Raw genomic sequence first — 19,718 nt, 5'->3', positions numbered from 1 at the left:
CGTCGGCGGGACTTTCGCGACAGGCCCTGGGGAGGAAGCGGTGCGAGCGCACCTGGAGCGCCTGAGACGGGAGTCGGGCGGCTCGCCGCTCTACGAGCGCGTGGCGGGGACCGCGGACCTCGACGAGCTGGCGGACGTGCTCACCGAGCCGGGGCGGCCGCTGTGGGCCAGGGAACTGGCCGCGCTGCGGCTGGGCCTCGCGGGGGACCGGCGGGCGTTCGAGTCGCTCGTGCTGTTCCTCAACCACCGCGACCCCGAGCGCTGCGCGTCCGCCGCCTACGCCCTCGCCCGGCTCCGCGACCCGCGCACCGCCCGCGCGGCGGCCGCCCTCGCCACCAACGAACTGCGCGTCGCCTACGCCCTGCACCCGGTCCGGCTCCTGGTGGAACTGCGCGCCCCCGAGTCCGTGCCGGCGCTCATCACCACCCTGCGGCGCAGGCTCACCCCGCACGACCCCTACCGCCGGGTGGCCCTCGCCTGTGTGGAAGGGCTCGGCGCCCTGGCCGACGCCCGGGCCGGCCCCGTCCTCAACGAGGCCCTGGCCCACCCGGCACTCGCCGAGGCGGCCGTGCACGCCCTGGCCCGCATCCCCCGGCAGCGGTGAACACCGACCCGTCAGACCGGCACGCCGGGGACGGCGCCGTCCACGACCGCCAGCGCCTCGATCTCCAGCAGGAACTCGGGGCGGACCAGCGCGGCGACCTGGACGGCGGAGGCGGCCGGGAGGCGGTCGTCCGGTATGTGCCGCGCGCGGGCCTCGCGGATCGCCGGCATGTGGGCCATGTCCGTGACGAAGTAGGTGAGTTTGACGACGTCGTCGAAGGCCGCCCCGGCGGCGGCCAGGCAGCGGCCGAGGTTGGTGAAGACCTGGCGGGCCTGGGCGGCCGGGTCGTCCTCGCCGACGAGCCTGCCGTCCTCGTCGAGGGCGAGTTGCCCGGAGACCGCGACGACACGGCCGGCGGCCGTGACGACGTGGCTGTACTGGGCGGCGGGGAAGACCCCGTCGGGGGCGGTGATCCTGGTCGGCTCGCTCATGCGTCCATCCTGGACCACGGGTGTGACAACGCCCCCGACGGGGCCCCGCGGCGGGGCCGTGGCTCAGCCGCGGGTGCCGAGCAGGCCGTGCAGCGCCGAGCCGTGGGCGGACGGTGCCGCCGCCCTGCTGCTCAGCGGCTTCGGGTCGGGCAGTTTCTGGCAGACCGCGTCGGCCTCGCCGCCCCCGCGCGGCACCGTGCCGTCGGACAGGTACGCCGCGAGGTACTTGTCCAGGCAGGTGTTGCCGCTGAGCGTGATGCCGTGGTTCCCGCCGCCCTGCTCCACCACGAGGCTGGAGCCGGCCAGCAGGTGGTGCACGGTGACGCCGCCCTCGTACGGGGTGGCCGCGTCGTCGGTCGCCTGGAACAGCAGCGCCGGCGGCAGCTTGCCGTTGGCGATGTTCACCGGGTGCCGTGAGCTGGTCGGCCAGAACGCGCACGGCGCGTTGTACCAGGCGTTGTTCCACGCCATGAAGGGCGCCTTCTCGTACACCGCCCAGTTGTCCTTGCGCCACTGGTTCCAGTCCCGCGGCCAGGAGGCGTCACGGCACTGCACCGAGGTGTAGACGCTGTAGCCGTTGTCGCCCGAGGCGTCCACGGCGGCGAAGTTCTGGTACGCGTCGACCAGCGGGCCGGCGTTCTTGTCGTTCACGTACGCCGCGAACGCCTCCGCCAGGTAGGGCCAGTAGCCGTTGTAGTAGCCGCCGGGGATGAAGGTGTCCTCCAGCTCGGAGACGCCCACCTTGCCGCCGGCCGGCTTCTTGGCGAGGGCCGCCCGCATCGCGTACCACTTGGCCTCGATCTTCTCCGGATCGGTGCCGAGCTTGTACGTCGCGTCGTACTTGGCGATCCAGGCCATCAGCGCCCGGTGGCGGTCGTTGAAGGCGTAGTCCTGCGCGAGGTTGTCGTCGTACCACACGCCCGTGGGGTCGACGATCGAGTCCAGGACCAGCCGGCGCACGTGCTCCGGGAAGAGCTTGGCGTAGACCGCGCCCAGGTAGGTGCCGTACGAGTAGCCGAAGTAGTTGATCCGCTTGGCGCCCAGCGCGCGGCGGATCGAGTCCATGTCCCGCACGGCGCTGACCGTGTCGATGTACGGCAGCAGGCTCGCGTACTTCTTGCCGCAGGCCGCGGCGAAGGACTTGGCGCGGGCCAGGTTGGCCTTCTCGACGGCCGGTGTGCGCGGTACGGAGTCCGGGCGCACCGGGTTGAAGTAGCCGGGGGCGCAGTCGAGGGCGGGCTTGCTCTTGCCCACCCCGCGCGGGTCGAAGCCGATGACGTCGTACTGGGCCGCGACCGCCTTGGGCAGCGCGGAGGCGACGAAACCGGCGAGGGTGAGGCCGCTGCCGCCCGGGCCGCCCGGGTTGACCAGCAGCGGTCCCTGGGACTTCTTCGCGGTGTGCGGCACGCGGGACAGCGCGAGCGTGATCTGCCGCCCGTTCGGTCTCCGGTGGTCGAGCGGCACCTTGAGGGAGGCGCACTGCAGTGTCGGATAGTCGGTGGTGGCGCACTTCTTCCAGGCGAGGGGCGCGGCGGTCGCGGACTGCGCGGTCCTCGGGGCGCTCGCGTCGGCGGGCACGGCCGAGACGGTCCCGGCCACGACGACGGCGGCACCGCACAGCACGGCTGCGCGTTTTCTCATGCGGTCCTCCCAGGACGGAGGTGTTGCGGAAACCGCGTGGGTCACGGTCCACGCCGCATCGTCCCGGAAAGAAGGGCCGGAAGAGCTCGTTCTGGCGATACTTGACCCGATCGGGTCGCGGTATGCCCTCGAATGATCTCAAATGAGCGAAAATTGAGTCGGCCCGGACGTCGGCGGCTCCAAGGGCTCGTGCCGCGGCTCCCGTTGCCGCTGCCGGACGCGCCGGGGCGCCCCCGGACCGGCCGGACCGATCCCGTACCCCCGTGCCAGGTCATGGACCTGACGGGTGATCCGGCGCTGGTACCGCTTCGGGGCGCAGGCGCCGTCCGCGTACAGGCGCTCGTAGCGGCGCACCAGGTGCGGGTGACGGCGGGTCAGCCAGGCGGTGAACCACTCCCGGGCGCCCGGCCGCAGGTGCAGCACCAGCGGGGTGACGGACGTGGCGCCGGACGCCGCGATCGCCCGCACGGTGGCGCGCAGTTGCGCCGGATGGTCGCTCAGGAACGCCAGCACCGGCGCCATCGGCACCCCGCACCCGATGCCGTGCCCGGCCAGCGTGCGCACGACGTCCAGGCGCCGCTCCGGCGCGGGCGTGCCCGGCCCGACGGTGCGCCACCGGCCGGGGTCGGTGAAGCCGGCCGAGACGCAGACGCCGACGTCCGTCACCCGCGAGGCCTGCACCAGCAGGTCGAGGTCGCGCAGGATCAGCGTGCCCTCGGTCAGGATCGAGAAGGGGTGGGCAACTGGTCGGCGGTGAGCGGGTACGAGGTCGGTTTAGCTCGATCGTGTGACGGTCGGCTTCGGGACTTGTGGCGCCCTGAGCCGACCGGGCTAACGTGATCGTGCGATCTGCGACGCCGCGTACGGCGTCAGCGTGCGGGGCCCCGTTCCACCGGAGAGGTGTTCCGGGGCCTTCCCGTCGCCTCTGGCCGTACCCACCTGGCCGGGTCGTGAGGGAGCCGGCCTCCCGGGACCGGACCACGCACAGGATGCGTGTCGCCGCCCCGGGGCTGAGTACGCCGGAGACCTGGGGCACCTCCCACGCCCTTGAGGCAGTGGGGGAACGCCCAGAACCGTTCGGGGCGTACCTGCGCGCAGACTCACCCCTGCTCACTGCCCACTGCTCACTGCCCAGGAACGGTTCGCGTGGTCGCGCGGGGCGTGCGCGGTGTCGGCCGCCCGCTCGTGGCCGCTGGACTCCACTGTGAGGTTCTCCCAGCGCATGACGCCTCCTCGGTGGCACTGCGCCACAGAACAGAACGTTCGTTCGCATGACCGTGCGAGGCTCTTTTCCGGCCGCTTCCGGCGCCCGCGGGCACCCCGATTTGGCGGCCGTGGGCGGGGGTGGTTGGCTTGCCCCAACCCCGAGAACGCAAGTCCTGGAGGAACGCAATGGCGCAGGTCGAGGCCACTACGGAGCGGGTCGTCGCGGCGGACGCGGAGACGGTGTTCGACGCTATCGCCGACTACAGCGGCACGCGCGCGAAGCTGCTGCCCGAGCAGTTCAGCGAGTACGAGGTGCGCGAGGGCGGCGACGGCGAGGGCACCCTCGTGCACTGGAAGCTCCAGGCCACCAGCAAGCGGGTGCGCGACTGCCTCCTGGAGGTCACCGAGCCCACCGACGGCGAGCTCGTCGAGAAGGACCGCAACTCCTCCATGGTCACCACCTGGCGGGTCACCCCGGCCGGCGAGGGCAGCTCCCGCGTCGTCGTGACGACCACCTGGAACGGTGCGGGCGGCATCGGCGGCTTCTTCGAGAGGACCTTCGCGCCCAAGGGGCTCGGCCGGATCTACGACGCCGTGCTGGCCCGGCTCGCCACCGAGGTCCAGCAGTAAGTCCCGCCTGCCCGGCGGGCGTTGACGCCGCTCACCGGATCGGGTGGATCTCCGTTCCGGGCACCGCCGTGCCGTAACTCGTCGCCCTTGCCCGTAGTTGTCGCCGTACGCGGGAAATGCGGGCAAGCGCGACGAGGGGAGCGGCACGTGGGCGGGATCACTCTGGTGCACGAGGAAGCGGCACCGGCACCCCCGCGGACCCCCGCCGCGCCGGCCCCGGCGGCCGGACTCGGCCCGCGCCGGGTGCGGCTGGTGTTCTTCGGGCTGATGCTCGCGCTGCTGCTGGCCGCGCTGGAGCAGATGATCGTCGCCACCGCCCTGCCGAAGATCGTCGGCGAGCTGCACGGCCTGGACCGGATGTCCTGGGCGATCACCGCCTACCTGCTCACGGCCACCGTCGGACTGCCCGTCTACGGCAAGCTCGGTGACCTGTTCGGCCGCAAGGGCGTCTTCCAGTTCGCCATCGCCGTCTTCGTCGTAGGCTCCGCGCTCGCCGGGCGGGCGCGGACCATGGACCAGCTGATCGCCTTCCGCGCCGTGCAGGGCGCCGGCGCGGGCGGACTCATGATCGGCGTGCAGGCGATCATCGCGGACATCGTGCCGCCCCGGCGGCGCGGGCGGTTCATGGGCCTGATCGGCGCCGCCTTCGGGCTCGCCTCCGTCGCCGGGCCGCTGCTGGGCGGCTACTTCACCGACCACCTCTCCTGGCGCTGGTGCTTCTATTTCAACGTCCCCCTCGGCCTGCTCACCCTGGCCGTCGTCACCGTCGTGCTGAAGCTGCCGAAGCCCGCGGTCAGGCGGCGCCTGGACCTCCCCGGGACGCTGCTGCTCGCCGTCGCCTCCACCTGCCTGGTGCTGCTGACCAGCTGGGGCGGCACCGAGTACGCCTGGGACTCCCGCGTCGTCTTCGGCCTCGGCGCCGCGGCCGCGCTGGCCGCCGTCCTGTTCGTCGTCGCCGAGCGCTTCGCGGCCGAACCCCTGGTCCCGCTGCGGCTGTTCCGGGACTCCGTCTTCAACGTCACCGGGCTGGTCGGCCTGGTGACCGGCGTCGCGCTGTTCGGCGCGGCCAGCTACCTGCCGACCTTCCTGCAGATGGTCGACGGGGCCTCAGCCACCGAGTCCGGTCTGCTGATGCTGCCCATGATGGGCGGCATCGTCGGCGCCTCGGTCATCTCCGGGCAGCTCGTCAGCCGCACCGGGCGCTACAAGGTCTTCCCCGTCCTCGGCGGCGCCCTGTCCACCGTGGGCATGTGGCTGCTGTCCCGCCTCCAGGCCGACACGCCCCGGCTGCACTACAGCGTCTGGATGGCCGTCCTCGGCGCCGGCATCGGCATGGTGATGCCGGTCCTCGTCCTCGCCGTGCAGAACTCCGTGCGCCCCGCCGACCTCGGCACCGCCACCAGCGCCAACAACTACTTCCGGCAGATCGGCGGCAGCGTCGGTGCCGCGGTCTTCGGCACCCTGTTCGCCGACCGGCTCGCCGGCGCGCTCCACGAACGCCTCCCGGCGCGCGAGGGCGCCGCCCTGCCCGACCCGGAGTCCCTCACCCCGCAACTCGTGCACGCGATGCCCCCGGCACTGCGCGAGGACTACATCGCGGCGTACGCCGACGCCATGCCGCGGATCTTCCTCTACCTCGTGCCGGTGCTCGTCCTCGGCACGCTGATCGCCTTCTTCCTCAAGGAGAAACCCCTGGTGTCCCACAACGCCGCCGAAACGGAGCCCGCGACCGTGACCGTCCCCCTCCAGCAGGCCCGTACGCACCCCGCCGGAGTCCCCGTCTGCGGCACGGTGCAGCACCCCGACGGGACTGCCGTGGCCCGCGCGGCGCTCACGCTCATCGACGTGGCCGGACAGCAGATCGGACGGGGCGCGAGCGGCGACGACGGACGGTACGCGCTGTCCACGCCGGGCGCGGGCTCGTACGTGCTCATCGCCGCCGCGGGCGGACACCAGCCGCAGGCCGTCTCCGTCACCGTCGGCGAGCGCCCGGTCGAGCTCGACGTCGTCCTCGGCGGCGCCGGACGGCTCGCCGGGAGCGTGGTCACCGCCGACGGCAGCCCCGTGCGGGACGCCGCCGTCACCCTCACCAACGTCCACGGCGAGGTCGTCGCCACCACCCGCAGCGGACGGGAGGGCGGCTACGTCATCACCGAGCTGGTCGCCGGCGAGTACACGCTCGCCGCCAGCGCGCCGGCCTTCCGCCCGGCCGCGCTGCCCGTCAGCGTGCAGGCGTCCCGGGAGACCCGGCAGGACGTCGAACTCGCGGGCGGCGCCGTGCTGCGCGGCACCGTACGGGCGAGCGGCGGACGGCCCGTCGAGGACGCGCGTGTGACGCTGCTCGACGCGGCGGGCAACGTCACCGACACCCTCACCACCGGCCCCGACGGCACCTTCCGGTTCGTCGACCTGTCCTCCGGCGAGTACACGGTCATCGCTGCCGGCTACCCGCCCGTGGCCACCGTGCTCCAGGTGGCGGGCGGCGGCCGCACCGAGCGGGACCTGCAGCTCGGCCACGAGGACTGAGACCCCGGCGCACCCCTCCGGCTCCGCGCGCGCCGTAGCGAACGGTTGAACGCAATTCCCACATTGGCGCCCGTCGCCACCGGACGGACCCGTACGGTGGTGACGGCGGCACAGATCTTGCGGAGCCGTGGGGAGAGAGGGCCTGGGTCATGGACCGTGGCACCGAGACCGAGCGGGACGCGCCCTGCGGCCGCGGAGCCGGGCAGGACGCGGCGCCGCGGCCCGCCGCGGCCGGACGCGTCCCGCTGGCGGTGGTCGTCGCGGACCGCGACGGTCTCGTCTCCCACTGGAGCAGCGGCGCACGCCGCCTGTTCGGCGTCGCCAGACCGGACGCGATCGGCCGCCCCGCCGCCGATCTGCTGCCCGTCGCCGGAGCCCTGCCCGAGGAGGACGGCGCCGCGTGCGAGACGTACCCGGATGAGGCGTACCCGGATGAGGCGTACCCGGACGGCGACGGCCTCGGTCCCGGCCTGGAGGCGTCCCTCGACCGCGTGCTGTGCTGCCCGGCCGCGGGCCGTGCCCGGCTCACCGTGCCCGACCGCGACCGGGTGGACGTCCTGTGGTGGGCCTACCCCCTGGCCGGCCCCGGAAGCGGACGGCTGCTCGTACTGGCCGCCGACGCGGCGCGGCTGAACCCCCCGGACGTCTCCCGCGACGACGCGGGCTACGAGCGCATCGCCCCCGGCTTCGCCCTGCACACCGATTTCCCCGGCGCCGACGAACTGGCCCGCAGGCTCCCCGAGATCCTGCCCAGCATGAGCGTCGACGACAGTGCCCGCATCGTCGCCCAGATCCTCGAACTGGGCTACCCCGTGCTGGAATTCAGCCAGAACGAACGGGTGCCCGTCACCCCCGACTGGGGCGTGGCCCGGCGCGCCGAGCGCAAGGCCCGCCGGGAACGGGCCGCGCGGGCCGCCGCCGAGGGCCGGCCCGTGCCCCTCGAACCCGCCGACGAGGGCGAGGACCTCGAGTACGCCGCCGTGCGCGAGCGCCTGGAGTTCCTCAACGAGGTCAGCGGCCGCATCGGCACCTCCCTGGACCTCGCGCGGACGATCACCGAGGTCAGCAGGGCCGTCGTGCCGCGCTTCACCGACGTGGCCGGCACCTATCTGCGCGAGCAGGTCGTCGCCGGCGAGGGCTTCCCCGAGGGCGTGCCGGACACCACCACCATGTGGCACCGGGTCGCCGTCGAGCACACCGACGAACCGGGCCGCTGGGACGACGTCGTACCGGTCGGCGAGGCCATGCCGTTCCCGGCGCACACGCCCTTCTTCCAGTGCATGACGACCGGCGAGCCCGTCCTCGTGCCGCGGATCAGCGAGGAGACGGGACACGCCATCGCCTCCCAGTTCGAGAAGCGGGACATCCGGCCCCTGATCACCGGCCGCTCCATGCTGGTCGTACCCCTGAAGGCGCGCGACGTGGTGCTCGGCTTCATGATCCTGCTGCGCCACCCCGAGCGGCCCGTCTTCAACGACATGGACCGCGTCACCGGCGCCGAACTCGCCGCCCGCGCGGGCCTCGTGCTCGACAACGCGCGCATGTACACCTACCAGGAGAGAGTCGCCGAGACCCTCCAGGACAGCATGCTGCCGCACATCCCGCCGCGCATGGCGGGCTGCGACATCGCCACCCGTTACCTGCCCGGCACCCTGCTCGGACGCGTCGGCGGCGACTGGTTCGACGCGGTGAAGCTGCCCGGCGCCCGCACCGCCCTGGTCGTCGGCGACGTCATGGGCCACGGCCTCAACTCGGCAGCCATGATGGGCCAGTTGCGGACGGCCGTGCAGACCATGGCGGCCCTCGACCTGCCGCCCGCCCAGTTGCTGCGCAACCTCGACGACCTCGCCCAGCGCCTCGGCGAGACCTACCTCGCGACCTGCCTGTACGCCGTCTACGACCCGATCGCGAGCGAACTGCACCTCGCCAACGCCGGCCACGTCCCGCCCGTACTGGTGCGCGCCGAGGACGGCCGCAGCGAACTGCTCGAGCTGCCCACCGGCGCGCCCATAGGGGTCGGCGGCGTGCCCTTCGAGGCGGTACGCGTGCGCGTGGCGCCCGGCGACCGGCTGATCATGTGCACCGACGGCCTGGTCGAGGTGCGCGGCGAGGACATCGGTGTCGGGCTCGCGACCCTGTGCGAGTCCGCCGCCCACCCGGCCGCCTCGATGGACGACGCCTGCGACACCGTGGTCCGCGCCCTCAACACCCGCGGCGGGCGCAAGGACGACGTGGCCCTGCTGATGGTCCGGCTGGCCGGCATCGCGCCGGACGACGTCGCCGAATGGCGGCTCGCCCGCGACCCGGCCCAGGCCGCCCGCGCCCGCGCGGTGGTCCGCGAGCAGCTGAACGCCTGGGGGCTGACCGGACTCGCCGACAGCGCCGAACTGATGGCCGGCGAACTCGTCACCAACGCGCTACGGCATGCGCACGGCCGTTCCGTCGAGCTGCGGCTGGTGCGCGGGGACACGCTGCTGTGCGAGGTGGACGACGACGACCACGACCTGCCGACGCTGCTCAGCGCCGGGCCGCTCGACGAGTCCGGGCGGGGGCTGCGCGTGGTCAGCACGCTCGCCCGCGAATGGGGCGCCAGCCGCACGAAGGCCGGGAAGACGGTCTGGTTCGAGCTGTCCCTGCCCCGGCGCTGACGGCGCGACAGGGGGCGTGAGGGCGCACGGGAGCGCGCGCGTATCGAATGGGGCGTGAAGGAATGCGCCACGCGCTTGTAGCCGTCTCCGGGGCGCGATAGACCGGACTGGCCCGTCACTGGCGGCGGGCCCGCATCGCATCCTGGGGAGTGGGCATGAACGTGACGCGTCGGTACCGGGAGGCGTGGGAGGGCTTCTGGCGGGAGGCCCCCGAGGAGCAGGGGGCCGTCTTCTGGGACGCGGAGCCCGCCCTGACGGCCGGCCCGCACCTGGCCCTCTTCGAGCCGTACCTCACCGAGCCCGGCCTGCCGATGGTGGACCTCGGCTGCGGCAACGGCACCCAGACCCGGTTCCTCGCCGACCGCTTCCCGGACGTCGTGGGCGCCGACCTGTCCGCGGCGGCCGTCGAGCACGCCCGGCGCGCGGACCCCGCCGGGCAGGCCGCCTACCGCGTACTGGACTTCGCGGCGAAGAACGAGACGGAGACGCTGCACGCGGAACTCGGCGACGCCAACGTCTACCTGCGGGGCGTGCTGCACCAGGCCGAGCCCGACGACCGGCAGCGGATGGTGGACTCGGTCGCCGCGCTCCTCGGCGAGCGCGGCCGGGCCTTCCTCGTCGAGCTCTCCGAGGCCGCCAAGCCCGTGCTGCTGGGCCTGGCACAGAGCCCGGCCGGCCCGCCGCCCAAACTCGCGCCCGTCTTCCGGCACGGGATAGCCCCCGGCGAGGTGGCCGACGACGCCGTGCCCCGCCATGTGCGCGCGGCCGGCCTCACCGTCCTGGCGAGCGGGGAACTCCCCCTGACCACGACCGAGTTCGACGCCGACGGCACCCGGATCGAGCTGCCGTCGAAATGGCTGGTGGCCGGCCGGGCCGGCTGAGGGCCGCCCCCCGGTGGCCGGCCGGGCCGGCTGAGCGCCGCCCCCCGTAGCCGGACGTCCCCGCGCCGCGTAACGTGGCGGACCATGAAGATCCTCATCAGCGCCGACATGGAGGGCGCCACCGGCGTCACCTGGCCGGCCGACGTGCTGCCGGGGACGCCGCAGTGGGAGCGGTGCCGGCCGATGTTCACCTCGGACGTCAACGCCGCCGCACTGGGCTTCTTCGACGGGGGCGCCGACGAGGTCCTCGTCAACGAGGCCCACTGGAGCATGCGCAACCTGCTCCTGGAACACCTCGACGAGCGGGTGCAGATGCTCACCGGGCGGCACAAGGACCTGTCCATGGTGGAGGGTGTGCAGCGCGGCGACGTCGACGGCATCGCGTTCGTCGGCTACCACGCCGGCGCCGGCAAGGAGGGCGTCCTCGCCCACACCTACCTCGCCAACTCCATCACCGGCGTGTGGCTCGACGGCGTGCCCGCCAGCGAGGGCCTGCTGAACGCACGCGTCGTCGCCGAATTCGGGGTACCCGTGGTCCTCGTGACCGGTGACGACGTGGCGTGCGAGGACGCGCTCGGGTACGCGCCCGAGGCGCTCAAGGTCGCCGTGAAGGATCACGTCTCGCGGTACGCGGCGGTGTGCCGCACGCCCGCCAGGACCGCCGCCGACATCCGCGCGGCGGCCAAGTCGGCGGCCGCGCTGGCGGTCCGTCAGGAACCGGTCGTGGCGGGCCCGTTCACCGTCGCGCTCGAGTTCGACGCCGAGCACCTCGCCATGGCCGCCACCGTGGTGCCGGGCGTCGAGCGGACCGGGGAGCGCAAGGTGGCGTACACCAGCATGACCATGTACGAGGGCATCCGCACCTTCAAGGCGGTCACCACCGTCGTCTCGGCCGCCGTGGAGGAGCAGTATGGCTGACGCGCAGGCGCTCGACGAGGTCGTCCGGTTCACCTCCGACCTCATCCGCATAGACACCACCAACCGCGGCGGCGGGGACTGCCGGGAACGGCCCGCCGCCGAGTACGCCGCCGAGCGACTGGCGGAAGCCGGGCTGGAGCCGGCCATGCTGGAGCGCACCGCGGGGCGCACCAACGTCGTCGCCCGCATCGAGGGCACCGACCCGGCCGCCGACGCGCTGCTCGTCCACGGGCACCTGGACGTGGTGCCCGCCGAGGCCCGCGACTGGAGCGTGCACCCCTTCTCCGGGGAGGTCCGCGACGGGGTCGTCTGGGGGCGCGGCGCGGTCGACATGAAGAACATGGACGCGATGATCCTCGCCGTCGTGCGGGCCTGGGCGCGCCTCGGTGTACGGCCCCGGCGCGACCTGGTGATCGCGTTCACCGCCGACGAGGAGGACAGCGCCGCCGACGGCTCCGGATTCCTCGCCGGCGAGCACCCGCATCTGTTCGAGGGCTGCACCGAGGGCATCAGCGAGTCCGGGGCGTTCACCTTCCACGACGGCAGCGGGCGGCAGCTCTACCCCGTCGCCGCCGGGGAGCGCGGCACCGGGTGGATGAAGCTCACCGCCCGCGGGCGGGCCGGGCACGGCTCCAAGGTCAACCGGGAGAACGCCATCACCCGGCTCGCCGAAGCGATCACCCGGATCGGCGATCACCAGTGGCCGCTGCGGCTGACCCCGACCGTCAGCGCGGCGCTCACCGAACTCGCCGCCCTGTACGGCATCGACACCGACCTGCACGACGTGGACGGGCTGCTCGGCAAGCTCGGACCGGCCGCCGAGCTGGTCGAGGCGACCGTCCGCAACAGCGCCAACCCGACCATGCTGCAAGCCGGTTACAAGGTCAACGTGGTCCCCGGGGAGGCGGTGGCCTACGTCGACGGCCGGTTCCTGCCCGGCTGCGAGGACGAGTTCCGCGCCACCCTCGACGAGCTCACCGGGCCGGACGTGGACTGGGAGTTCCACCACCGCGAGGTGGCCCTGCAGGCACCGCTCGACTCCCCGACGTACGCCAGGATGCGCGCCGCGATCCAGGAGTTCGCGCCGGAGGGACACGTCGTGCCGTACTGCATGTCCGGCGGCACGGACGCCAAGCAGTTCTCGCGCCTGGGCATCACCGGCTACGGCTTCGCGCCGCTGAAGCTCCCCGAGGGCTTCGACTACCAGGCGCTCTTCCACGGCGTCGACGAGCGCGTCCCGGTCGAGGCGCTCCACTTCGGCGTCCGCGTCCTCGACCGCTTCCTGCGGACGGCCTGAGCAGATGGGGGAGACGGTGCAGACCCTGCCGTACGGTTCGTGGCCCTCGCCGATCAGCGCGGCGCTCGCCGCCGCGCACGACGGACACCCCGAGTACGTGGGCTTCGTCGGCGACGAGGTCTGGTGGACGGAGCCCCGGCCCGCCGAGGGCGGCCGGCGCACGCTGGTGCGCCGGCACGCCGACGGCGGGGAGGAGTCGGTGCTGCCCGCCCCGTGGAACGTGCGCAGCCGGGTCATCGAGTACGGCGGGCAGCCCTGGGCCGGGACCGTGGTGGACGGCGAACCGCTCGTGGTGTTCGTGAACTTCGCCGACCAGCGGCTGTACCGGTACCGGCCGGGCGGCGAGCCGCTGCCGCTGACCCCGGTCTCCCCGGTGGGCGGCGGACTGCGCTGGGCGGAGCCGCAGTTGCTGCCCGGGCGCGGCGAAGTGTGGTGCGTGCTTGAGGAGTTCACCGGCGACGGGCCCACCGACGTGCGCCGCGTCCTGGCCGCCGTACCGCTGGACGGCTCGGCGGCCCAGGACCGGGACGCGGTGCGCGAACTCAGCGACGGCCGGCACCGGTTCGTCACCGGGCCGCGCCTGTCACCGGACGGGCGCAGCGTGGCCTGGCTGGCCTGGGACCATCCGCGCATGCCGTGGGACGGCACGGAGGTGGTGCTGGCCTCCGTCGCCGAGGACGGCACCTTCCACCGGGCGCGGACGGTGGCCGGCGGGCCCGAGGAGTCGGTCGCCCAGGTCGACTGGTCGGCCGACGGCCGGCTGCTGTACGCGAGCGACCGCACGGGCTGGTGGAACCTGTACCGGGACGGCGAGCCGGTGTGCCCGCGCGAGGAGGAGTTCGGCGGCCCGCTGTGGAAGCTCGGCCACCGCTGGTTCGCCCCGCTGCACAACGGCCTGATCGCCGTCGTGCACGGCCGCGGCGCCGCCGCGCTCGGCGTGCTCGACCCGGAGACCGGCGAGGTCGTCGACGCGGCCGGCCCCTGGACGGAGTTCTCGCCCACGCTCGCGGCGCACGGCGAGCGAAGCGAGATGGGGGTCCCCCCGTCCGGAGGATGGGGGAGGGTCGTGGCCGTCGGCGCCGGCCCGCGCAGCGCCCACGAGGTCGTCGAACTGGACACCCGCACGGGCCGGGCCCACGTCATCGGCGCCGAGCACCACGACGCCGTCGACCCCGCGTACTACCCCGAGCCGCAGATCCGTACGTTCACCGGCCCCGACGGACGCGACGTGCACGCCCACGTCTACCCGCCGCACCACCCCGGGTGCGCCGCCCCCGCCGACGAGCTGCCGCCGTACGTCGTCTGGGCGCACGGCGGCCCCACCGGCCGGTCGCCCCTGGTGCTGGACCTGGAGATCGCCTACTTCACCTCTCGCGGCATCGGCGTGGCGGAGGTCAACTACGGCGGCTCGACCGGGTACGGGCGGGAGTACCGCGACCGGCTGCGCGAGCAGTGGGGCGTGGTGGACGTCGAGGACTGCGCGGCCGTCGCGCTCGCCCTCGCCGACGAGGGCACCGCCGACCGGGCCCGGCTCGCCGTCCGCGGCGGCAGCGCCGGCGGCTGGACCGCGGCCGCGTCGCTCGCCTCGACCGACGTCTACGCCTGCGGCACGATCATCTACCCGATCCTGGACCTGGCCGGCTGGGCCTCGGGGGAGACCCACGACTTCGAGTCGCAGTACCTGGAGGGCCTGGTCGGGCCGCTGGCCGAGGTGCCCGCCCGGTACGCGGAGCGCTCGCCCACCGAGCACGCCGACCGCATCACGGCGCCCTTCCTGCTGCTCCAGGGACTGGACGACGTGATCTGCCCGCCCGTCCAGTGCGAACGGTTCCTCGCCCGCATGCAGGGCAGAGGGGTGCCGCACGCCTACATCGCCTTCGAGGGGGAGGGGCACGGATTCCGCCGGGCGGACACCACCATCCGCGCCCTGCAGGCCGAACTCTCCCTGTACGCACAGGTCTTCGGCCTGAACCCGCCCGGCATCCCGACCCTGGAGCTGTCGAAGTGAGAGAGCTGCTGCGACCTCCCCGGCTCGCCCCCGGCGCCCGCGTCGCCGTCGTGGCGCCGAGCGGGCCGGTGCCCGAGGCGCGGCTGCAGGCCGGGCTGGACGTACTGCGGGGCTGGGACCTCGACCCGGTGGTGGGCCCGCACGTCCTGGACCGGCACGGGAAGCTGGGCTACCTGGCGGGCACGGACGCGGACCGGGCGGCCGACCTGCAGGCCGCCTGGTGCGACCCGGCGGTGGACGCGGTGCTGTGCGCGCGGGGCGGGTACGGCGCCCAGCGGATGGCCGACCTGCTCGACTGGACCGCGATGCGGGCGGCCGGGCCGAAGGTGTTCGTCGGCTTCAGCGACATCACGGTGCTGCACCAGGCCTTCGCCACCCGCCTCGGCCTGGTCACCCTGCACGGCCCGGCGGCCGCGGGCGTCGACTTCCTCAAGAACGCGCGGGCCCAGGACCATCTCAGGGCCACCCTGTTCGCCCCCGAGTCGGTCCGCTCCATCGCCTCCGGGGGCACCGCCCTGGTCCCCGGCCGGGCCCGCGGCGTGACCCTCGGCGGATGCCTGAGCATGCTCGCCGCCGACCTCGGCACTCCGCACGCCCGCGACGGGGCCCGGGGCGGTCTGCTGCTGATCGAGGACGTCGGCGAGCAGCCGTACCGCGTCGACCGCATGCTCACCCAACTCCTGCGCTCCGGCTGGCTCGACGGCGTCACCGGCGTCGCGCTCGGCTCCTGGGACGGGTGCGGCCCCTACGACGAGCTGCGCGCCGTCCTCGCCGACCGGCTCGGCGGCCTCGGCGTCCCCGTCGCGGAGGAGTTCGGGTTCGGGCACTGCGCCGGCGCCCTGACCGTCCCGTTCGGCGTGCGCGCCGAACTCGACGCCGACGCCGGCACGCTCACCCTGGACGAACCCGCGCTGCGCTGAGCCGCCCCCGTCCGGTGCGACGGCCACCGGGGCGGCGTCGTAGGCTGACGGGATGCCGCATCCCCCGACCCGCTACCTCGCCGAAGGCCCCCGCGTGGGGCTGCGCCACTTCACCTACGAGGACGGTGCCGAGTTCACCGCCCGCGCCCGGGAGAGCAAGGACCTGCACCACCCGTGGCTGTTCCCGCCGGACACCCCGCAGGCATACGCCGCCTACGCGGGCCGGCTGATCGAGGACCCGGCCAGGGCCGGGTTCCTGGTCTGTGAGAAGGAGAGCGAGCACGGCGACGGCGCCATCGCCGGGTTCATCAACATCAACAACATCGTCGAGGGCGGCTTCCAGTGCGGCGCGCTCGGCTACGGCGCCTTCGCACACGCCGCCGGACGCGGCCTGATGCGGGAGGGCCTGGAGCTGGTGGTGCGCCACGCCTTCGGGCCGATGCGGCTGCACCGGCTGGAGATCAACGTGCAGCCCGGCAACGCCGCCTCGATCGCCCTGGCCCGCTCCTGCGGGTTCCGCCTGGAGGGCTTCTCGCCGGACATGCTCTACGTCGACGGGGCCTGGCGGGACCACGAGCGCTGGGCGCTCACCGTCGAGATGCGGGCTTCACGTTGATCTTCATGGTGTCGAGGTCGGTGACGGTCGACTTCATCCGCGTGAAGCCGTAACCCAGCGCGCGTAGCGTGGCCTCGGCGCGGTCCTCCGCGATCGCGCCCGCCATCTCCTCGCCGTCCGCCGCGTCCGACACCACCACGAACCGCATCGAGAAGTGCTTCAGCGGCGACCGCTCGTAGGTCAGCGAGCCCTCCTCGGTGAACCGCATGCCGGCCAGCCCGTGGTCCGCCGCCTCGTCGAGCAGCCGCTGCCGGGCCGCGTCGCTCAGCCCGTCCCACGTCCCCCGGACGATCACCCGGTACGTGTGCTGCTCACTCATCGCTCTGCTCTCCGTGTCGTTCCGCGCCGGTCGAGGGCCGACTCTACGGGCCCGAGGAGACGACGCCCACGGAATTCCCGGGACCGGTGAGGGGTCAGGCGCCGCGGTCCACGTACTCGTAGACCGTGCCGTCCGGGTGGATCGCGATCAGGTTGCGGCCCGCCGGGGTCGCCACCGGGCCCGCGACGATGTGCGCGCCCAGGTCGGTGAGCACCCGGTGGGCCTCCTCGACGTCCTTGACGGCGATGGTCGCCGCGACCTTGCGCAGCACCTCCAGTTCGGCCTCGGGCCCGCTCATCAGCAGGAAGCAGCCGACCGCGGCCACCTGGACGCCACCGCGTTCGAAGCGGAGGGCCCGGCCGCCCGCGAGCCGTTCGTAGAAGGGGACCGCGGTCTCCAGGTCGTCGACGCAGACGCGCAGCGTGGCTCCCAGAATGTCCATGCCGCAGAGCCTAGTTGGGGCAACCGGAGAAGGTGATCCGTTCCCGCGATCCCCTCGCCGCTTCAGGGCGCTGCCCGATCGCGGCGGAACTTCGCCCGACCGGCTCAGCCCACCGCCTTGCGGATGGCGTCGCGGGTGCGGTCGACGACGGCCGCCACCGGGCCCACCGCCACGTTCTTCAGGGCCGTGTCGGTACCCGGGTGCGGCCGGGTGGGCGCCAGGGCTTCGGCGGCCCGTACGGCACGGGCCAGCGACTCCAGCCGGCCCTCGTCGGCGACCTCGGCGAGCCGCGCGAACTCGTAGCGCTCCTCGTTGTCGGCGTGTGCGAGCACGTCCTGGCGCAGCGCCGCGAACCGGCCGAGGAACTCTGGCGAGTCGGTGTCCATGTCGTCCAGCTGAGCCAGGGCCTGCTTGGCCTTCTCCTCCTCCTCGATCCGCTGCCCGACGATCGTCTCGCCGTCGTCGAGGTGGCTGCGGGCGAAGGGATGCACGACCTCCTCCTCGGCGGTCTCGTGCACCGCGAGAAGCCGGACCAGGTCGTGGAAGTGCCGCCTGCGGTCTTCGCCCGCGGAGCGCGCCACCTCGTCGAACAGTGTCCGGATGCGCGCGTGCTGTGCCTCGAGCAGTTCCACCACGTCGGTGCGCTGGGTCATCCTCTTCCTCCTGTCGGGGGCCGTCCGGTTCCGGGGGCGGGTACCCGGGGCGACGGCGGGTTCACGCGGCTCCTCGCCGCCGTGCGGACGGCGTCGGACGGTGTTATGCGCACGTCGGCGCGGGTACCCGGCGGCCATGGAAGGCTTGGATCACCTGGAACATCTGGACAAGCACCTGGTCGACGAGCTGGCGCAGGTGGCGCGCGAGACCGTGCGCGACGAACTGCGCGAACAGACTCGCAAGCAGCGGCGTACGGCGATGCTGTACGCGGCGTCCGGCGCCGCCGCCCTCTACGCCGGCGCGGCCCTCGCGCTCACCGTGGGCCTCGCCCTCGCCCTCGGCATGCCCGGCTGGGTCGCCGCCCTGATCACCGCCGTGATCCTCGGAGCCGTCGCCTACGCGCTGCGCGCCGCAGCCCGGCCGCACCCGTCCCGGCCGGCTCCGGAACACGGGGTCCACGCGGTCCACGGGGCCCACGAGGCCGGGGCTCCCGCGGGCCGCGGCTGGGGCACCGGCGGCCACGCTCCGGGCGCCCCGACCGGCGGACCCGGCACCTCCCACCCGCCGGCGCCGCCTGCCGGGCCGTCCGCCGCGCCGCCTGTCCGGCCGTCCGCCGTGCCGCCCGTGACGCCGCCTGCCGCGCCGCCTGCGGCGCCGGGTGGCGCGGCCGGGGCGCCGGGCGGGCCGGTCACCGGTCCCACCGGACCCGGCAGGAGCACCCCGGCGTCCCGACCGGACGACATCGACCCCGAGCAGCCCCACCGCGGGGCGTGACGCGTGGTGCGCGGGCGTTGGGGCGTACCCCTGCCGAAGGGGCGCAAGGCGGTCGTCGTGACGGGGGCCAGCGGCGGCGTGGGACGGGCCACGGCCCTGGCCTTCGCCGCCCGGGGCGACCGGGTCGCCCTGCTGGCCCGGGGACGAGAGGGACTCGCCGGGGCCGCCGACGAGGTGCAGCGCGCCGGGGGCGAGGCGCTGGTCGTGCCGGTGGACATGGCGGACGCCAAGGCGGTCGACGACGCCGCCCAGCTGGTCGCCGACGTGTTCGGGCACATCGACGTCTGGGTCAACGACGCGTTCGCGGGGGTGTTCGCGCCGTTCACCGAGATCACCCCGGACGAGTTCCGCCGGGTGACCGAGGTGACGTACCTGGGCTACGTGTTCGGCACCCGGGCGGCGCTGCGGCACATGCTGCCGCGCGACCGGGGGACGATCGTGCAGGTCGGCTCCGCGCTGGCGTACCGCGGCATTCCGCTGCAGTCGGCGTACTGCGGCGCCAAGCACGCGATCCAGGGTTTCAACGAGTCGCTGCGCTGCGAACTGCTGCACGCGCGCAGCGGGGTCCGTACGACGATGGTGCAACTGCCCGCCGTGAACACCCCGCAGTTCGACTGGGTGCTCAGCCGGATGCCGGGGCAGGCGCGGCCGGTGGCGCCCGTGTACCAGCCGGAGGTGGCGGCGCGGGCGATCGTGCACGCCGCGTCGCACGGACGGCGGCGCGAGTACTGGGTGGGCGGTTCCACCGCGGCCACGCTGATCGCCAACGCGGTGGTACCCGGCCTGCTCGACCGGTACCTCGCCCGCACCGGCTTCGACTCCCAGCAGGACCGGGACGGGCACGGCGGACCGCCGAACCTGTGGGCGCCCGTGGACGGGCCGCACGGCCGGGACCACGGCGCGCACGGACGCTTCGACGACCAGTCGATCGCGCGCAGCCCGCAGGACTGGCTCTCCCGCAACCGGGGACGGATGGGAGCCGGCCTGGTCGTCGGCGGCCTGGGCGTCGCGGTGAGCGCCGGTCTGCGCCGGGCCAAGGCCCACAACTGAACGATCGGGCCCACAAACTCAAACTGATTGGGTGGCGGGGCGGGGGGGGGGCCGGGGGGGCGCCCCCCCCCCCCCGGGGCCCCCCCCCCCCCCGCGCCACCCGAGGGCGGGGGTAGTGGGAGAAGCCCCGCGGGGGGGGGGCGGGCAGGGTGT

The 19,718-nt window shown here is 74.0% G+C and carries 17 protein-coding genes and 1 pseudogene; 12 read left to right on the top strand and 6 right to left on the bottom strand.

Features of this window, described 5'->3' with window-relative positions:
• Positions 1–40: 40 nt before the first annotated feature.
• Positions 41–604, top strand: coding sequence for an adenylosuccinate lyase (locus tag AB0G63_RS19720; RefSeq protein ID WP_360751662.1), 564 nt, complete (start codon positions 41–43; stop codon positions 602–604).
• A gap of 11 nt (positions 605–615) precedes the next feature.
• Here AB0G63_RS19720 and AB0G63_RS19715 read toward each other — a convergent pair whose 3' ends face one another.
• The 3 genes and pseudogenes from AB0G63_RS19715 to AB0G63_RS19705 form a co-directional block, all read right to left on the bottom strand.
• Positions 616–1,035 carry a RidA family protein gene (locus AB0G63_RS19715; RefSeq protein WP_360751658.1) on the bottom strand — a complete coding sequence of 140 codons (420 nt, stop codon included), beginning with the start codon at positions 1,033–1,035 and terminating at the stop codon, positions 616–618.
• Between the two features lie 63 nt (positions 1,036–1,098).
• Positions 1,099–2,676, bottom strand: a complete 1,578-nt coding sequence (locus AB0G63_RS19710) for an alpha/beta hydrolase (RefSeq protein ID WP_360751656.1) — start codon at positions 2,674–2,676, stop codon at positions 1,099–1,101.
• A gap of 138 nt (positions 2,677–2,814) precedes the next feature.
• Positions 2,815–3,417: pseudogene (locus tag AB0G63_RS19705) on the bottom strand (radical SAM protein); the annotation flags it as partial.
• A 651-nt stretch (positions 3,418–4,068) separates the two neighbouring features.
• Between AB0G63_RS19705 and AB0G63_RS19700 the strand changes: the two are divergent.
• The 9 genes from AB0G63_RS19700 to AB0G63_RS19660 all read left to right on the top strand — a co-directional run bounded on the left by AB0G63_RS19700 (position 4,069) and on the right by AB0G63_RS19660 (position 16,326).
• Complete coding sequence (locus tag AB0G63_RS19700) at positions 4,069–4,512, top strand: SRPBCC family protein (protein ID WP_360751655.1); 444 nt, start codon at positions 4,069–4,071, stop codon at positions 4,510–4,512.
• A gap of 147 nt (positions 4,513–4,659) precedes the next feature.
• Positions 4,660–7,038: an MFS transporter gene (locus AB0G63_RS19695; protein WP_360751652.1), complete on the top strand. Its 2,379-nt coding sequence runs from the start codon at positions 4,660–4,662 to the stop codon at positions 7,036–7,038.
• Positions 7,039–7,187: 149 nt separating this feature from the next.
• Positions 7,188–9,686, top strand: coding sequence for a SpoIIE family protein phosphatase (locus AB0G63_RS19690; RefSeq protein ID WP_360751650.1), 2,499 nt, complete (start codon positions 7,188–7,190; stop codon positions 9,684–9,686).
• Positions 9,687–9,841: 155 nt separating this feature from the next.
• A complete protein-coding gene (locus AB0G63_RS19685; RefSeq protein WP_360751648.1) occupies positions 9,842–10,567 on the top strand; it encodes a class I SAM-dependent methyltransferase in 726 nt (241 codons plus the stop codon).
• 84 nt (positions 10,568–10,651) lie between these two features.
• Positions 10,652–11,485 carry a M55 family metallopeptidase gene (locus AB0G63_RS19680; protein WP_360751646.1) on the top strand — a complete coding sequence of 278 codons (834 nt, stop codon included), beginning with the start codon at positions 10,652–10,654 and terminating at the stop codon, positions 11,483–11,485.
• Complete coding sequence (locus tag AB0G63_RS19675; RefSeq protein WP_360751644.1) at positions 11,478–12,782, top strand: M20/M25/M40 family metallo-hydrolase; 1,305 nt, start codon at positions 11,478–11,480, stop codon at positions 12,780–12,782. The genes AB0G63_RS19680 and AB0G63_RS19675 overlap by 8 nt, the downstream gene beginning before the upstream one ends.
• Before the next feature lie 4 nt (positions 12,783–12,786).
• Positions 12,787–14,790, top strand: coding sequence for a prolyl oligopeptidase family serine peptidase (locus tag AB0G63_RS19670; protein WP_360751641.1), 2,004 nt, complete (start codon positions 12,787–12,789; stop codon positions 14,788–14,790).
• On the top strand, positions 14,787–15,710 hold the full coding sequence (locus tag AB0G63_RS19665; protein WP_360751639.1) for an LD-carboxypeptidase: 924 nt from the start codon (positions 14,787–14,789) through the stop codon (positions 15,708–15,710). The genes AB0G63_RS19670 and AB0G63_RS19665 overlap by 4 nt, the downstream gene beginning before the upstream one ends.
• A 52-nt stretch (positions 15,711–15,762) precedes the next feature.
• The gene (locus AB0G63_RS19660; protein WP_360751637.1) at positions 15,763–16,326 is read left to right on the top strand and encodes a GNAT family protein; all 564 of its coding nucleotides are present in this window, start codon (positions 15,763–15,765) and stop codon (positions 16,324–16,326) included.
• On the opposite strand, the gene AB0G63_RS19655 is transcribed toward AB0G63_RS19660, so the two are convergent.
• From AB0G63_RS19655 to AB0G63_RS19645, 3 genes are all read right to left on the bottom strand, one after another.
• Positions 16,298–16,645 (bottom strand): DUF6204 family protein, encoded by a 348-nt coding sequence (locus tag AB0G63_RS19655; protein WP_360751634.1) that lies wholly within the window; start codon positions 16,643–16,645, stop codon positions 16,298–16,300. The genes AB0G63_RS19660 and AB0G63_RS19655 overlap by 29 nt on opposite strands.
• A gap of 94 nt (positions 16,646–16,739) precedes the next feature.
• Positions 16,740–17,087, bottom strand: coding sequence for a VOC family protein (locus AB0G63_RS19650; protein ID WP_360751630.1), 348 nt, complete (start codon positions 17,085–17,087; stop codon positions 16,740–16,742).
• A gap of 104 nt (positions 17,088–17,191) precedes the next feature.
• Positions 17,192–17,740: a hemerythrin domain-containing protein gene (locus AB0G63_RS19645; protein ID WP_360751629.1), complete on the bottom strand. Its 549-nt coding sequence runs from the start codon at positions 17,738–17,740 to the stop codon at positions 17,192–17,194.
• Between the two features lie 136 nt (positions 17,741–17,876).
• On the opposite strand from AB0G63_RS19645, the gene AB0G63_RS19640 reads away from it, so the two are divergent.
• Both AB0G63_RS19640 and AB0G63_RS19635 read left to right on the top strand, forming a co-directional pair.
• Complete coding sequence (locus tag AB0G63_RS19640) at positions 17,877–18,515, top strand: phage holin family protein (protein ID WP_360751627.1); 639 nt, start codon at positions 17,877–17,879, stop codon at positions 18,513–18,515.
• Between the two features lie 30 nt (positions 18,516–18,545).
• A complete protein-coding gene (locus AB0G63_RS19635; protein WP_360751789.1) occupies positions 18,546–19,565 on the top strand; it encodes an SDR family oxidoreductase in 1,020 nt (339 codons plus the stop codon).
• Positions 19,566–19,718: the final 153 nt, after the last annotated feature.

This window comes from Streptomyces sp. NPDC020996 (assembly GCF_040641355.1).
Classification (GTDB): Bacteria; Actinomycetota; Actinomycetes; order Streptomycetales; family Streptomycetaceae; genus Streptomyces.
The sequence above is the reverse complement of the archived record's forward strand: the minus strand, read 5'-3'. Positions and strand labels throughout refer to the sequence as shown.